We start from the raw sequence: 14,269 nt of genomic DNA on the forward strand, positions 1-14,269 counted from the left end.
GTCGCGTTTAACGGCATCGCGCGGTGCATCAATCACCCGACGAGGACGCGCACTTGAACATTCCCGCTCACGCTCCGCTGCATCTGTTGCATCAGGCCGCCATCGGCACACTCGCCACGCATGCGCGTCAGCCGCAAGGGTTTCCGTATCCGACGGTGCTGCCGTTCGCGCCGGATTCGCATCATCGCCCGACGATACTCGTGAGCCGGCTCGCCGAGCACACGCGCAATCTGCACTCTGATCCGCGCGCGGGCTTCCTGATCGTCCACGCGCCAGACGGCGACGTGCTCAACGGGCAGCGCGTCACGCTGGTCGGCACGTTCGAGCATGTCGAGCCGACGCCGCCCGTGACTCAGCGGTATCTGCGCTACCACCCGGAGGCCGAGCGCTATCTGGTACTGGGGGATTTCTCGTTCTGGGTGATGTCGGTCAAGCGGATGCGTTATATAGGCGGGTTTGGCGCGATGGGATGGTTGACGCAGGCAGAACTCGATCCGCTCGACCCCGTTTCATTTGACGAGGAAAACGCGCTGGTCGAATTCTTCGAACGCCACCCGCGACGGCCAGCGCAAGTGCAATTGATGGGCATAGACCGCTATGGCGCGGACCTGAATATTTCGGGCGCCCGCAGCCGCATGGCCTTCGACACACCTGCGCCCGATGCCGAATGCTTACACGCTGCGCTTGAAGATTGCATCGCGCGGCACGCCAATGCATGACGGGTAATGTGGAGCGATTTATACCGCAAAATCGGGCCGGCATTTTACATTTTGCCGGTTAAAACTCGCATGGCATGAAATGTTTGGGAATAAATTAACCATTGCTTTTCATGCCTTGCTAATTAAATATGAATTTATTCCTCAGATGAGCGTTATTCAGTGGGAGAATAATTCGGCTTCTGAGCCGGTTGATTGCCAGGCTCTTGAAAGTTTTAGAAATTGAGATTAATTAATTTTCGCCGGTCTCTTTTCCGAAGTTTCTATTTTGTGTTAATCTCGCCAGCAAATTCCGAGGCATGATCACTTTCCGGACTAATCGGCATAGACCGTCCGTCCATTTATCGAACCACAAGGAAACTATGTCCTCCTACAGGGAACTACTCGCGCAGCGCGAAAAGCTCGAGAAACAGATCGAAGAGGCGAAAGCGCGCGAGTATGCGGAAGTGTTAAACGAGATCAAGCAGAAAATGTCTGATTACGGTATTACGCTGGCTGAACTCGGCGCTGGCGGACGTGCGAAAGCCGTAAAGGCAGCGGGCCGTCCCCGCGCCGGCGTCGCACCTAAATATCGTGACCCCGCAAGCGGGAGCACCTGGTCGGGCCGCGGTAAGCCGCCGCGCTGGATTGCAGGTCAAGATCGCGAAAAATTTCTCATCGAGAAATAATATGACTTAATGCTTGCACCGCAAGCAATGGATTTAAGAAAAACCGCGCTCCATTCGGAAGCGCGGTTTTTTATTGGGCCGAGTCTTTTCAATTCTTAGGAAGAACGGTGGCCGGTGCCGTGCGTGCCTCGATGCGAATGAGTCGCGTTATGATAAGCGCATGATTTAAAAGGTATTTTTTGTTCGCTTAACAGCGGTTTCACAAAGCGGCGGGTAGAATAAATAGTAACCAAACCGTTTGCCTTCAAATGCCTTCCAACCCGACCGCCCAATCCGCGGAGAAACGACGCGTAGCCCGCAAAACCACTTTCGTCAGCATCGGACTCAATACGGTGTTGATGTCGGTGCAGATTGTCGTGGGCGTGATTGCGCATTCCCAGGCGCTCGTCGCGGACGGCGTGCATTCGCTCGCCGATCTCATTTCCGATTTTGTCGTGCTGGTCGCCAATCGCCATAGCGGAGCCGAACCGGACGCCGATCACAACTACGGACATAGCCGTTATGAAACGGTCGCGTCGCTATTTCTGGGCGGCTTGCTGATCGCGGTTGGCGGCGGCATGTTGTGGCGCGCCGGCGAGCGGCTCACCGATCTGGACAACATTCCTGCCGTTCATTTGAGCGCGCTCGTGGTCGCGATCGTCGTGCTGCTGTCGAAGGAAGCGCTGTTTCGCTACATGCTGCGCGAGGCACAACGCGTGCGTTCGGCGATGCTGATTGCGAACGCGTGGCATGCGCGCTCGGATGCGGCGTCGTCGCTGGTGGTTGCGTTGGGTATCGTCGGGAGCATTGCTGGCGTGCGGCTGCTCGATCCGGTTGCGGCTGCCGTTGTCGGCTTCATGGTTGCGCGCATGGGCTGGACGTTCGGTTGGGATGCGCTTCAGGATTTGTCCGATCGCGCGCTCGACGAATCCGATACGGCCGATCTGCGCGCGCGGATTTTATCGACGCCCGGCGTGCGCGATGTCCACGAACTGCGCACGCGGAAGATGGGCGACTTCGCACTCGTCGACGCGCATATTCTCGTGGACCCGATGATCTCCGTTTCCGAAGGTCACTACATCGCCGAGACGGCGCGTGCGCGTGTGCTATCGGACAACCGCGTGCTCGACGCGCTGATTCACGTCGATCCGGAAAACGATGCGATTGCGCGGCCACCCGTCAACCTGCTGCCGCGCGCAAAGATCGCCACTGAAGTGGAATCGGCGCTTGCCGCGCAAGGACTCAAGGCCGCCAGTGTGAATCTGCATTATCTGAGCACGGGGCTCGACGTCGAGGTGACGCTGCAGCCGTCGAGGCTCGACGCGCTGGAAAGCGAAGTGCATCAACTCGCGCAGGTCGATGTGGAAGCGCTCAAGCACAAGCTGGGTGCGCGCCGCTTGAACGTGACACATGCAGTGGATGTGTCGACGGCTGGCGCGGAGCTGGTGCGCGAGCCGCGCGGCGACGGCTGAGCGATTCCCGGCGTCTGAGCGAGCCGGTTAAAGCGGCAGCTGCGTATCGAACTTGATCTCGCGCAGCACGACGCTCGTGCGCACCTGCGCGACAGCGGGAATCTTGAAAATGCGGTCGTGGAGGAAGGCGTCGTACGCCTTGATGTCGGGCGCAACGATCTTGAGGATGTAGTCCGATTCGCCCGTCGTGCTGTAGCACTCGGTCACTTCGGGGCAGGTGGCGATTTCCCGTTCGAACTGCTCGACGCCGCCTTCCGTGTGTCGCGTCAGGTGAATATGGGCGAGTGCGCACACATGCAAGCCGAGCTTTTCGCGATCGAGCAACGCCGTGTAGCGCTGGATGATGCCCGATTGCTCCATGTCCTTGATGCGTCGCCAGCACGGTGTGCTGGACAGTCCGACCTGATCGGAGATTTCCTGCACCGAACGGCGCGCGTCCAGCTGCAAAAGACGCAGGATTTTTTGAGAGAACGTATCGAGTGTCAACTGCGCCTCCGTTGTCGCGCCGCCTTTTCGTCAATGGTAGAGGTCGCGGAAACGAAACGCAATGCAAACCGCCCGTACTGAGGGGGATTCCCTAATTTGGCGCTTACTCGGCGGGTTTTTGTCCTGAGTCGTCCCCGTCAGCGCCGGCTGCCACGGCGCTCTGGCTTGCCCGCAGCTCCGCGAGCATGTTGCAGAAGAGCGCGCCTTGCTCGATGGCGTCGTCGAGCGCGACGTGCGTGTGCGGATGATCGTCGAACCAGTGCTTGGGGAAACGTGGCTTGATGCACTTGCGATACGGCAGCCCCGTCATCGCGAACGCGAGCGTTTTGATATCGAGCGCCGACCACGAGAACGGGCAGCGACCTGTAAAGCGCATCATGTACCAGAACATGAACGTGAAATCGAAGCCCGCCGGCATCGCGACAAATACGGGCTTGCCCGGCAACGCCTCGACCCATTCGACATACGCCACGAGTGCCGCCGCCGGCTGCTGCAAGTCCTTGCGGCACGCCGCCCACGCTTCGGGCTGCGTCTTCCACCACGCCTCCTGCACGGGATGCGGCGCGGCGCCTTCGAGCAGCTCCAGGTTCGCCGAGAACGTGCCGATCAGTTGCTTGTCGGCCGTATAAGCGGCCGACGCGAAACTCAGCATCGAATGCGGACCGGGAATCGGGCCGTCCGCTTCGACGTCGGTGCTCACATAGATTTCTGCGCTCATGCGCCGACTCCGTCCGCGACATACGGATTCGTGCGTCGTTCGTCGCCGAACGTCGAGGTGGGCCCGTGGCCGGGAACGAACGTCACGTCGTCGCCGAGCGGCCAGAGCTTGGCGCGGATCGAGCGGATCAGGTCGCCGTGGTTGCCACGCGGAAAATCCGTGCGACCGATCGAACCAGCGAACAGCACGTCACCGACCAGCGCGAAACGATGCTCACGGCTGAAGAAGATCACGTGACCGGGCGTGTGGCCGGGGCAGTGATAGACCTCGAGTGTTTCGTCGCCGAACGTCACCGTGTCGTTGTCGTCGAGCCAGCGGGTCGGTTCGAAGGCCTCAGCCGCAGGGAAGCCAAAGCGCACGCTCTGTTCGGGCAGCTTGTCGAGCCAGAAGCGTTCATCGACATGTGGACCTTCGATCGGCACGCCGTAGTGCTCCGCGAGCGTCTTCGCGCCCGCGCAATGATCGATATGTCCGTGCGTTAGCAGCACCTTTTCGACAGACACGTTCTGGCGCTCCACCTCGCCCTTGATGATGTCGAGATCACCGCCCGGATCGACGATGGCCGCGCTCCCGGTGTTCTCGCAAACGAGCAGGGAACTGTTCTGCTGGAACGGCGTGACGGGCATTAGTGTGACTTTCATGGCGGGGGCGCAAAGCTTGGAAAGCTCGATTGTACCGACCGCAGGGTCACGTGCCATCGGCCAGAAAGCCGACTAGCGCATGCGCATTTTTGCAGTAATAGTGAGAATTCATCGAGCGGATGGAGAGCCGGGCAACACAGAATTGTGTTTTTGCTATAATGCATGTAATGGGTGTGGGAAACCGCACTGTCTTTTGGGTGAAAAAGCATTTCGTCCTATGAAACGGGAACGGGCGCTGCTGCTTCACTATCAAGCAAGTGTCGTCGGGTGAATCCGATGACAAATCCAGCATCGATCGCTTTTATCGATGCGCACGTCCTGTCTAGCCAGGTGCCACGCACCTGCTACGGCCTCGCTGCCGTAACGCTGGATGGGGCCTACGCCGCCTTCCTAAGCGCTGTGAGTTTCCGGCGCTGAGCGTGTTTCACGTTCGATGGCGGCTTGTGGGGTCTGGCCAAAACTGCGGGGACAGTTCAGTCAGACGTGAAAACTAACCGTGCGGTAGCGGCTGAGTGTGCCGCGTCCGGGCTTCCGTCGTCCTGCGCCAACGTTGCGCGGTGCGCGCTCGCTCATTGCCGCCGGAGTCGCATGCATAGACGCTGTTTTTTCGCGTGATGCGGCTCGCATTGGTAACAAATTGTCTTATGAAAACTCGGCTACCCCGACGTGTTGGGAGCGTTTTTGCCTTTTTGGCACTCGCCGGTTGCGCGGTGCCTCCGGGCGCGAGCACCCAGGTCAGCGGTGTGTCCGCAACGACCAAGGATGCGCACACTGCGGTTGCACCGCAGTCGTACGGCTCCGGTCTGAACAATCTGCCTGACACGGCAGAGCAGAAGGGCAAGCTCGCTGACGCAGAGCCGTTGACCGACGGCCCGAATATCGGTGATTTCCATCAGCTGGGCCGCGCGTCGTGGTACGGACGCGGCTTCCACGGACGCAAGACGGCCAACGGCGAGCGTTTCGACATGCACGCGTTGACGGCTGCACACCGCACGTTGCCGCTCGGCTCGTACGTGCGCGTGACCAATCCGGCGACGAACGATACCGTCGTCGTGAAAATCAACGACCGTGGTCCGTACGCGCGTGGTCGGGTGATCGATCTTTCTTACGCGGCTGCGAAGATTTTGCATCTGGCGTATATCGGTACGGCACGCGTGAAGATCGAAGGTCTGACGCAGCGTGAGGCGAAGGCCGAGATGAAGGAAATCCTGGCGTCGAATCAGAGCGATTCGAACGAGAAGTAAGATCGTCTTTGAACGATGGCCGCGGACATGCGATGTCCTCGGAAGAAAGGGCTGCGTTATGCAGCCCTTTTTGTTTTCACTCGTCCTTTTTCAGGGCCAGCGCGCGCGCGTACAGCGCGTTGCGCGAAGCGCCCGTGAGCGTCGCCGCAATTTTCACGGCGCCGCTTACCGACAATTCCTCCAGCAACATGCCGAGCAGCGCGTCGTGATCGTGTTCGCCTTCGGCATCGACGGGCGCGCCTTCGACGACCAGCACGAATTCGCCGCGTTGCCGGTTGGCATCTTCGGCGAGCCACTTAGGCCCTTCGGCCAGGGTGCAGCGATGCAGCGCCTCATGTAATTTCGTCAACTCACGGCCAATCAACAGACGCCGCTCGCCGCCGAATGCGTCGGCGAGCGCTTGGACGGTCTCGACGATGCGATGCGGCGCTTCGTAGAACACCATCGCATACGGATGCTTTGTCAGCGGTGCGAGCGCGGCGGCGCGCTGCTTCGCTTTGGGCGGCAGGAAGCCGACGAAAGAAAACGTCGAGACCCAGTCGCCCGCGACGCTGAGCGCCGTGGCGAGTGCGCTTGCGCCCGGCAGCGGGACGACGGGGAAACCGGCTTCGCGCACGGCATCGACGAGTTTTGCGCCTGGGTCCGAGATGCCTGGCGTGCCCGCGTCGGAAACGTACGCGATGCGCTCGCCCGCCTGCAGATACTCGACGATGCGCTGCGCAGACTCGCGTTCGTTGTGCTGATGCACGGCGACGAGCGGCTTCGAGATGCCGTAGCGCGACAGCAGTTGTCCCGTGTTGCGTGTGTCTTCGGCGGCGATGCGATCCACGAGGCCGAGCACATGCAGCGCGCGCAACGTGATGTCGGCGATGTTGCCGATCGGCGTGGCCACGACGTAAAGCGCGGAAGCGGGGTACTGCTGTCCCTGCGCGAGTTCGGAAAGAGGAGTCATGACACGGAAGACGCAGACAGACGAAACGAGGCCGACATTGTGCCACGCAGCCGAGCGCGCACGAGATCACTCACGCGATGCCGCGCCGCGCTCGCACAACTTTTCCGATGGCGCACGGTCCAAAAGCGTCGGGGCAGCGTTCGAAGCGCACGCGTTGACGTTTCTTCAGCGGCAGCGTTTGCGGTTCGTCGCGCGTAACGTCGTGTGTCGCGGCGGCGAGATCGATCTCGTGATGCGCGAGCCAGACGGCGCGCTCGTGTTCGTCGAAGTGCGCGCGCGAGCGCACGGCGGATATGGCGGAGCGGCGGCGAGTGTCGTGTGGCAGAAGCAGCAGCGCATCGTGCGCGCCGCGCAGCACTTTTTGTTGGCGCATCATGGCGCGATGCCCGCGTGCCGGTTCGACGTGATCGCGTTCGAGCGTGGGCGTCTGGTGTGGCTGCGAGACGCTTTTCGCGCGGACGACTGTTGAGCAGGCGGTTTCGCCGCGTGAGTACGATAAACTTGCGGACGCGAAAAGGGCGGCGCGTGGTGTGTGGATGCGCGCCGAACGCTTTGCACGCAGGCGCTGCAGAACGGAACCGCTCAACGGCCTCGCATGGCACGCCGATCGGGGCGTTGCGGACCATCGCGCGGGGAAGGGCAACACGTCCAATTGAACCTGCGCTGCCAGGCGGGCAGCGCAAGCAGTACACGATAGAGAGTCGATGTCAGTCGAACGCATTCAACAACACTTCCGCGATAGCGCGGCAGTCACACTCGCAGCACTGGACGCTTTGTCGATGCCGATCGCGGCGGCCGTCGACACGATGTTTGCCGCGCTTGCAAACGGTAACAAGATTCTGGCGTGCGGCAACGGCGGGTCCGCTGCCGACGCGCAATACTTCGCTGCCGAACTGATCGGCGGCTTCGAGCGCGAGCGTCCGGCGTTGGCGGCCATTGCGCTGACGACGGATTCGTCGATCATCACGGGCATCGCCAACGATGCATCGCTCGACCAGATTTTCGCGACGCAGATTCGCGCGCTCGGTCAGCCTGGCGACGTGCTGCTCGCTATCTCGACGTCGGGCAATCCAGCCAATATTCTCGCTGCCGTCGAAGACGCGCATGACCGCGAGATGATCGTGATCGCGCTGTCGGGCAAGGGCGGCGGCAAGATGAACGAAGTGCTGCACGATACCGATATCCATATTTGCGCGCCGTCCGATCGCACGGCGCGCGTGCAGGAAGTGCATCTGTTGACGATCCATAGTCTGTGCGACGGCATCGATGCGATGTTGCTCGGCGAAGAATGATTCCGAAGGAGAGCGAGTTGATGAGCGCATATCGCGTGAAGAGTACGTTTGTGAGGACCACGCTGGTGGTTGGTCTCGTCGCCGGGCTGGCTGCGACGTTGCAGGGCTGCGTGCTGGCTGTCGGCGCGGCGGCGGGCGGCAGCGCGCTGGTCGCGACCGATCGGCGCACGCTCGGCGCGCAGACGGAAGACCGCGAGATTCAGGTGAAGGCGATGTCGCTGATTAGTCAGAATTTGCCGGACTCGGCTCACGTTAATGTGACGGTGTTTAATCGGCGGGTGCTGCTGACGGGTGAGGTGGCGGGTGAGGTTTCGAAGGCTCGGGCTGAATCGGTTCTGCGTAGTCTCAATAACGTGAATGCGATTATTAATGAGTTGACGGTTGCGCCCGCGAGTTCTTTTTCTTCGCGTAGTAACGATACGTATCTGGAAGGGCGCGTGAAGACGGCGCTGATCGCTGAGAAGGATATTTCGGCGAATAACTATAAGGTGGTTTGTGAGCGTGGTTCTATCTATCTGATGGGGCTCGTTACCGTTGATGAGGGGAATCGCGGGGCGGATGTGGCTAGCCGGGTGCCCGGGGTTACGCAGGTTGTGAAGGTGTTTCAGTATATTCAGCCGCAAGAGGCAGTTGCGGCGTCGGCGGCGGCTGCGTCGGCGGCTTCGGGGGCGCCGGCTGCGGCGCAGCCTGATGCTGAGGTGACTTCGGGAGCGGTGCCGGATTCGTCGGTTACTTCGAAGCCGTTGGAGCAGCAGGCTCCGGCGCCGGTTAGTAACTCGACGCAGGTGCATCCGGGGACTCCGAAGGCGGGGCAATGAGGGTGGGCTTTTTTGTTGCTGGGCTTCGGGCGGTGATGGGTGGGTTGGTTTTGGTTGCTGGGTTTGGGGTTGTTAGCGCCGCTCATGCTGCCGATGCGCCGTCGCGTGGGCTTGCGATCGCTCGGGCTAATGCTTGTATGGGCTGTCATGCGGTTGATCGGAAGCTTGTTGGGCCTTCGTTTCAGCAGGTGGCTGAGAAGTACAAGGGGAATGCTGGGGCTGCTGGTCTGCTTGCGAAGAAGGTGAAGGATGGCGGTTCCGGCGTCTGGGGCGCGATTCCCATGCCCGCTCATCCGGCGATGAACGATGCCGATATTCGTACCGTCGTCGATTGGGTGCTGGCTGGGGCGCCGTCGAAGTGAGGCCGGCTTGTGCTCTGGCACAGTAATTTTTCGTCGTGCTAGAATCGCCAAATCGTGGGGCGGTAGCTCAGCTGGGAGAGCGTCGCGTTCGCAATGCGAAGGTCGTGAGTTCGATCCTCATCCGCTCCACCAAATTCAAGTCTGGTTAAGTCCAGCGAAGGCCGGAAACCCCTTATTCCATAAGGCTTCCGGCTTTTTTACGTCCAGGGTTGTCCAGCGAAATCTGGTGGCATTTTGGCCAAGGTCGGGGCAGCATATGGGGCAAGGGCCTCTGACTCCGGCCCAGGATGCCCCCAAATGGCACTCACCGACGTCGCCATCAGGAACGCCAGACCCACTGGCAAAACCCGGCGTATCTGGGACGGGGGCGGCCTGTATCTGGAGGTCACGCCAGGCGGGTCGAAGCTCTGGCGGCTGAAGTACCGTTTCGATGGCAAGGAGAAACGGCTATCGTTCGGACGGTACCCGGACGTCACCCTGAAAGATGCACGGGAAAAGCGTGACGAGGCGCGCAAACTGCTGGCGAACGACACCGACCCGAGTGAATACAGGAAGGCCGCCAGGGCGGCGAGGCTCGCCAGTGCGGCCAACAACTTCGAAGCGGTCGCGCGCGAATGGTTCGAGCGCATGATGTCCGACAAGGCGAAATCGCACAAGGACAAGGTCCTTGCCCGGCTGGAGAATGACCTCTTCCCCTGGCTCGGCAAGCGACCCATATCAGAAATCACCGCCCCCGAAATCCTTGCATGCCTGCGGCGCATTGAGCAGCGCGGTGCCCGCGACACGGCGCATCGCGCGATGCAGAACTGCTCCGCGGTTTTCCGGTACGCTGTGATTACCGGGAAGGCGCAAGGCAACCCGGCGGAACATCTCAGAGGTGCCCTGCCACCAGCAAGACCCGGGCACTTTGCCGCTGTAACCGAGCCCGAGATGGTGGGCCCGCTGCTGCGCAAGATGGATGACGTGAACGCCACCTTTCCCGTCAAGTGCGCGCTCCGGCTGGCGCCATATCTGTTTTGCCGGCCAATCGAATTGCGTTCGATGCGCTGGGATGAGGTCCATCTCGATGCAGCGGAATGGCGCTATATCGTGGGCAAGACGCAAACGCCGCATCTGGTCCCGCTGGCATCCCAGGCCGTCGCCATCCTGCGCGAGTTGCAGCCGGTCACGGGGCGGTGGGACTACGTCTTTCCGGGCCGACACGACAAGCAGCAGCCGATGTCGGGCAACACAGTCAACGTTGCCCTGCGGCGTGTTGCGAGCTATCCAGGAGCAGCGTCTTCAGGCAAGAGCGGCGGGCCTTCGTGCGGTTGCGCTGACGCTGACGTTCGCGGACAACGGAGCGTTCTGCTCCGGGCACATCAGTGCTTTCCTTGAACGTCTACGCAAGGTCCTGAAGCGGCGCGGCCATGCGCTGCCCTATACCTGGGTTCTCGAGCGCGAAGGGCGGCTTCACTATCACCTGATGATCTGGTTACCGCGAGATTTCATCCTCGACAAGCAGAAGCTGGCGCAATGGTGGCCGTGGGGCTCCACGTGGACCGAATGCTGCAGGCACGTCAAGCGCTGGGGCTGCTACATGGCCAAGTTCAACTGCGTGGCGCGCCTTCCCAAAGCCACCCGCCTTTTCGGCTATGGCGGACTGGATGATAGCGGTAGGGCTGCGGTGCAGCGCGCGGGGCTCCCTCGGTGGTTGCAGACACTGCTGCCCTTCGGTAGCACTGCACGCCGATTCATGGGCGGCGGGTGGGTAGACGCCGAAAGTGGCGAGCTATTTGTTTCGCCCTATCTATGGACACCTTGGGGATGGGTGACGCACGGGCGCGGGCTGACGCCAGCGAGTTGACCATATGCGATAAATCACAACGTATCCCTATTCGGTCATATAAGCCGCGAGGACTTATAGTCGATAGCCTCTCCGTGATTGGCATCGGATTTGTTTCAGAGCCGCTATTCGACCGCGTGACGCGTATATGGCTGGCCCGGTTTCGGCTCAAACGATGCGGATGGACCTCTGGCGTCGTGACACGGGACGGTCGCAACCAGATGCTCCGAACCGCTCGGATAGACCGCAGGATGTCCTCGGCTGGCATTCCAGGCTTCAGGATGGGCGGAGCGTGCCGATAAAGGAGTGGGTGATATGTATTTTTTGTGCAACTTCAACAGCAGGAACCTTTGCCGTCATGCCTGAATTGACCCAAGAACACCGCCGTGCTGTCTGCTTTCGTGAAGCCGGGCGCGCTATTATCCATGCCCTCGGGGGCGCACACGTCTATCGCTTGGCCGTTGCTCCGACCGGCAGGACGTCGTGGCACTATCAACCACGTAAAGGTCGTGAGGAAGTTGACGTGTTTGGTGTCTGCGAAGCGTCGGACGCACCGTCGGTAACCATGCACGTCCAATGGGATGACGAGGCGGAGCAGTTCATCGGTGACCGCGAGGGATTCGAGCGGCTCGTGGAACAGGCGCGTAGTGTCGTGCTGAAAGGGCAGCCGCCGAAATCCCCGGGTGAAAATCTTGAAGAGTGGCGTCGTCTCGTCCGGGCGTGCGCGTGCAGCAGACTGGCGGGCTCGGTTGCCGCGTACGTCTACACGCAGCGTGCATTCGAGATGGAGGTGGCCCGGGCCGACGCCGAGTTCGAGCACGACTTGGCGGTGGCCGACGGGATATCGCAGCTGTTGCCGCCGGGAGCGCTCGAGCATCTCGTCCGGGTGACGGACGAGGCCCTGCGCACACCGGCCATCTGGGCACAGGTGACGACGCTCGCGGAGGAGCTGGAGCGTGCGGGCGATATGGCTGACCAGCTGAGCGACTATCTGCCCGAGCCGCAGGCGGGCTGGCCGACTGGTCCGGTCGCCGCTCAGAGTGACGCCCCGGTGACCGGCGAAGTCTGAGCTGTGTATCACGCTGGGTTTCGGCGGGAAGGCTGACTGCGGGGCTTGACGGCGGTCGCTGCGACGCAGTCAGAATTCGTCACTTCAGTCCGCTCGTCGTCACGTGATGAGATGGTGGTGTGCCGTATCAGGATGTGGGCGTCATGGTGACCGCCGGGGCGCGGTCACGCGACATCACCAGCGAACAAGCATGCGAGGGCAATGGTCACGCTGATGTCCGTGAGATTTATTTCCCTTGGTTGCACGTTGCCGTAACGGAACAATCCCGGTGGCGCGTGTAGCGGCTTAGCTTGTTAAGGGGTCTCGAGTTTTCTTGCCTGTTGCGCCTTTAAAATCTGCGGAAACAGTCGGCGTCCGACGTCGTTGTATTGGTCCTCGCGAAGAAGCTTGAACTTTTCAGTCAAATCGACGCGTTGCTCGCCACTACCGTTCAAGGAGACGTCTTCTGGTGGCGGTTCTTCAAGGCCGACAATGACCTGCTGACCTTCCACTGCGTTTCGCAGGATGAATTTGGTCACGAGCGGGCGATTGAGTTCGTCCTGTGCCTTCGGATGCGGCGAGTCGATGACTAGTGGTGGTATGTAGCCGTTAGCAAATCGGGCCGCTGTGTGAGACAAGGCGAAGTAGTAGGCCAAAATTGCTCTCGGACCGCCACTGCCGCCTTCTTTGGGACGCGCATTCACTTCGCCGCGACGGCTTTGTAGCGACGGGGGTACCTCAAGTTCACGCGCAAATTGGGCGTACAGCGCATTGAAAGTCGCGCGAATGGACTTGGCGCGCTTCGCGTCGCTTAACGACGTCAACTGCATCTCAAGCAATCGCTGCTGCCCGAAGTTCGCTCCGATAGACTCGTTCAAGCGCGCCTCTTGGCTCTCGAAGGCAAAATGCGCTCGCTCTGTGCCGGCGCGGTTCACTATTTCCCGCAAACTCATGCTGCCCTTGGGTTCCGCGAGAAGCTTGTCGAGCTCAGTGGCCTTGCTATCGACGACCTGCAGAGCGCGAGCCACGTCTTCGAGACGTTTCTCCTCGCGGCGAAGTGAGACCTTCATCCGAGCCCGGACCTGACGCAAATCGTCTGCTTCTGCATCCAATTCAAGGCGTTGGTGAAAACTCGCCGCATGATGCGTTCCGCACGTCGGGCAGACCAATTCGTTCTCCGCTGAGTGTTCGTCCAGAAAGACCATGTCTTGCTGATGGTCCTTGAGCGCTTCCTCAAGAAGCCTCAATTGAGTGATGAGGACATCTCTTGCTGTTGTGACCTCGGTCAGCTCTGCACGCAGTTTGTCTTGGTGTTCGCTCAAGTCAGACGCCTGAGTTTCCAACTCCCGCAGTTCGCGTCTGAATGCAATCCCGTCGACAAACCAAGGCTTGCGCGGGAAAAGTTCTGAGAGATTTTCGCGCGCCTTCTTGAGGACGCTATGCTCTTGCGCGAGTGCCTCGCCGGCGCGGCGCTCCTCTGAGAGTTCGCTGAAGGCTTTCCAGTACGCTGATGAGCGGATATCCAGGGCGAGCTCAATGGTCGGCTTTTGCCACAATTGGAATTCGTTTAAACGAAGAAACGTATTCCAACCGGCGTCCCAGCTTCCGTCCTGGTCGATGAAAAACGGAAGGAAGAATAGGCTCGGGCGCGCGAGCTTGACGCCTTCCGTCTTTGTGGTCAGCGGCAGAACGAAGTCAAACAACTCGGAGAGCTTGTTGCGCAAGGCGCCCTTGCTTCGCGTTGCCCATAGCAACTCGCCCGCGGCAAAGAGCGCGAAAAGGTCCCCGGCCCGCAACATACGGTACTGGTGGTCTTCAAGTTCAAAGTCGACAGCTGCATGCGCCTGCAAGTCCCAGACTTTGCCCATCGAGCGGGTCTCACATCCAAAAACTGCGAAGAGGTGACGTAACACCGTGGACTTACCGGTATGGTTACCCCCTACCAGCACTGTTTTTGTTTCCCCCCACTGGATGGTCCTTGCCTTCCTTTCGCTCTCGGACGAGAGCGAGAGCTTGACGAATCGCAAGCTTTTCATTGTTCTTCTTCC

At 60.5% G+C, this 14,269-nt stretch carries 16 protein-coding genes and 1 tRNA gene; 12 read left to right on the forward strand and 5 right to left on the reverse strand.

The genetic code is table 11. The features are described from left to right. Window positions 1-53: 53 nt before the first annotated feature. The 3 genes from C2L65_RS00605 (at window position 54) to C2L65_RS00615 (ending at window position 2,835) form a co-directional block, all read left to right on the forward strand. Complete coding sequence (locus C2L65_RS00605) at window positions 54-719, forward strand: HugZ family pyridoxamine 5'-phosphate oxidase (RefSeq protein WP_042313031.1); 666 nt, start codon at window positions 54-56, stop codon at window positions 717-719. Between the two features lie 359 nt (window positions 720-1,078). Beyond that, a complete protein-coding gene (locus C2L65_RS00610) occupies window positions 1,079-1,384 on the forward strand; it encodes an H-NS histone family protein (RefSeq protein WP_007582165.1) in 306 nt (101 codons plus the stop codon). A gap of 248 nt (window positions 1,385-1,632) precedes the next feature. Next, entirely contained in the window at window positions 1,633-2,835 is a 1,203-nt protein-coding gene (locus C2L65_RS00615) for a cation diffusion facilitator family transporter (protein WP_042312998.1), read from the forward strand. 27 nt (window positions 2,836-2,862) lie between these two features. Here the strand turns inward: C2L65_RS00615 and C2L65_RS00620 are convergent, their stop codons facing one another. The 3 genes from C2L65_RS00620 to C2L65_RS00630 form a co-directional block, all read right to left on the reverse strand. Next, window positions 2,863-3,321: an Lrp/AsnC family transcriptional regulator gene (locus C2L65_RS00620; RefSeq protein ID WP_007582169.1), complete on the reverse strand. Its 459-nt coding sequence runs from the start codon at window positions 3,319-3,321 to the stop codon at window positions 2,863-2,865. A gap of 103 nt (window positions 3,322-3,424) precedes the next feature. Continuing rightward, window positions 3,425-4,039 (reverse strand): 3'-5' exonuclease family protein, encoded by a 615-nt coding sequence (locus C2L65_RS00625; RefSeq protein ID WP_042313001.1) that lies wholly within the window; start codon window positions 4,037-4,039, stop codon window positions 3,425-3,427. Then, window positions 4,036-4,680, reverse strand: coding sequence for an MBL fold metallo-hydrolase (locus C2L65_RS00630; protein WP_042313003.1), 645 nt, complete (start codon window positions 4,678-4,680; stop codon window positions 4,036-4,038). Before C2L65_RS00630 ends, C2L65_RS00625 begins: the two co-directional genes overlap by 4 nt. Before the next feature lie 644 nt (window positions 4,681-5,324). Between C2L65_RS00630 and C2L65_RS00635 the strand changes: the two genes are divergently transcribed. After that, window positions 5,325-5,924, forward strand: coding sequence for a septal ring lytic transglycosylase RlpA family protein (locus C2L65_RS00635; protein WP_427910147.1), 600 nt, complete (start codon window positions 5,325-5,327; stop codon window positions 5,922-5,924). A gap of 76 nt (window positions 5,925-6,000) precedes the next feature. On the opposite strand, the gene rsmI is transcribed toward C2L65_RS00635, so the two are convergent. Beyond that, window positions 6,001-6,876 (reverse strand): 16S rRNA (cytidine(1402)-2'-O)-methyltransferase, encoded by an 876-nt coding sequence (rsmI, locus tag C2L65_RS00640; protein ID WP_042313007.1) that lies wholly within the window; start codon window positions 6,874-6,876, stop codon window positions 6,001-6,003. Here rsmI and C2L65_RS00645 point away from each other — a divergent pair. The 8 genes from C2L65_RS00645 (at window position 6,875) to C2L65_RS00680 (ending at window position 12,242) form a co-directional block, all read left to right on the forward strand. Further along, complete coding sequence (locus C2L65_RS00645) at window positions 6,875-7,345, forward strand: YraN family protein (RefSeq protein WP_103254500.1); 471 nt, start codon at window positions 6,875-6,877, stop codon at window positions 7,343-7,345. The two genes, rsmI and C2L65_RS00645, sit on opposite strands and share 2 nt — an antisense overlap. 235 nt (window positions 7,346-7,580) lie before the next feature. After that, window positions 7,581-8,168 carry a phosphoheptose isomerase gene (locus C2L65_RS00650; RefSeq protein ID WP_007582184.1) on the forward strand — a complete coding sequence of 196 codons (588 nt, stop codon included), beginning with the start codon at window positions 7,581-7,583 and terminating at the stop codon, window positions 8,166-8,168. Window positions 8,169-8,188: 20 nt separating this feature from the next. After that, window positions 8,189-8,986 (forward strand): BON domain-containing protein, encoded by a 798-nt coding sequence (locus C2L65_RS00655; RefSeq protein WP_042313036.1) that lies wholly within the window; start codon window positions 8,189-8,191, stop codon window positions 8,984-8,986. Continuing rightward, the gene (locus tag C2L65_RS00660) at window positions 8,983-9,348 is read left to right on the forward strand and encodes a c-type cytochrome (RefSeq protein ID WP_042313010.1); all 366 of its coding nucleotides are present in this window, start codon (window positions 8,983-8,985) and stop codon (window positions 9,346-9,348) included. Before C2L65_RS00655 ends, C2L65_RS00660 begins: the two co-directional genes overlap by 4 nt. A gap of 56 nt (window positions 9,349-9,404) precedes the next feature. Then, a tRNA-Ala gene (locus C2L65_RS00665) sits at window positions 9,405-9,480 on the forward strand. 165 nt (window positions 9,481-9,645) lie between these two features. Then, window positions 9,646-10,725, forward strand: coding sequence for a tyrosine-type recombinase/integrase (locus C2L65_RS00670; RefSeq protein ID WP_081921279.1), 1,080 nt, complete (start codon window positions 9,646-9,648; stop codon window positions 10,723-10,725). After that, window positions 10,709-11,194 (forward strand): rolling circle replication-associated protein, encoded by a 486-nt coding sequence (locus C2L65_RS47265; RefSeq protein ID WP_427910161.1) that lies wholly within the window; start codon window positions 10,709-10,711, stop codon window positions 11,192-11,194. Before C2L65_RS00670 ends, C2L65_RS47265 begins: the two co-directional genes overlap by 17 nt. 337 nt (window positions 11,195-11,531) lie before the next feature. Beyond that, window positions 11,532-12,242, forward strand: coding sequence for a hypothetical protein (locus C2L65_RS00680; protein WP_042313012.1), 711 nt, complete (start codon window positions 11,532-11,534; stop codon window positions 12,240-12,242). Window positions 12,243-12,535: 293 nt separating this feature from the next. Here C2L65_RS00680 and C2L65_RS00685 read toward each other — a convergent pair whose 3' ends face one another. Then, on the reverse strand, window positions 12,536-14,257 hold the full coding sequence (locus C2L65_RS00685; RefSeq protein WP_042313015.1) for a hypothetical protein: 1,722 nt from the start codon (window positions 14,255-14,257) through the stop codon (window positions 12,536-12,538). Window positions 14,258-14,269: the final 12 nt, after the last annotated feature.

It is taken from the genome of Paraburkholderia terrae (assembly GCF_002902925.1).
GTDB classification, from domain to species: Bacteria; Pseudomonadota; Gammaproteobacteria; order Burkholderiales; family Burkholderiaceae; genus Paraburkholderia; species Paraburkholderia terrae.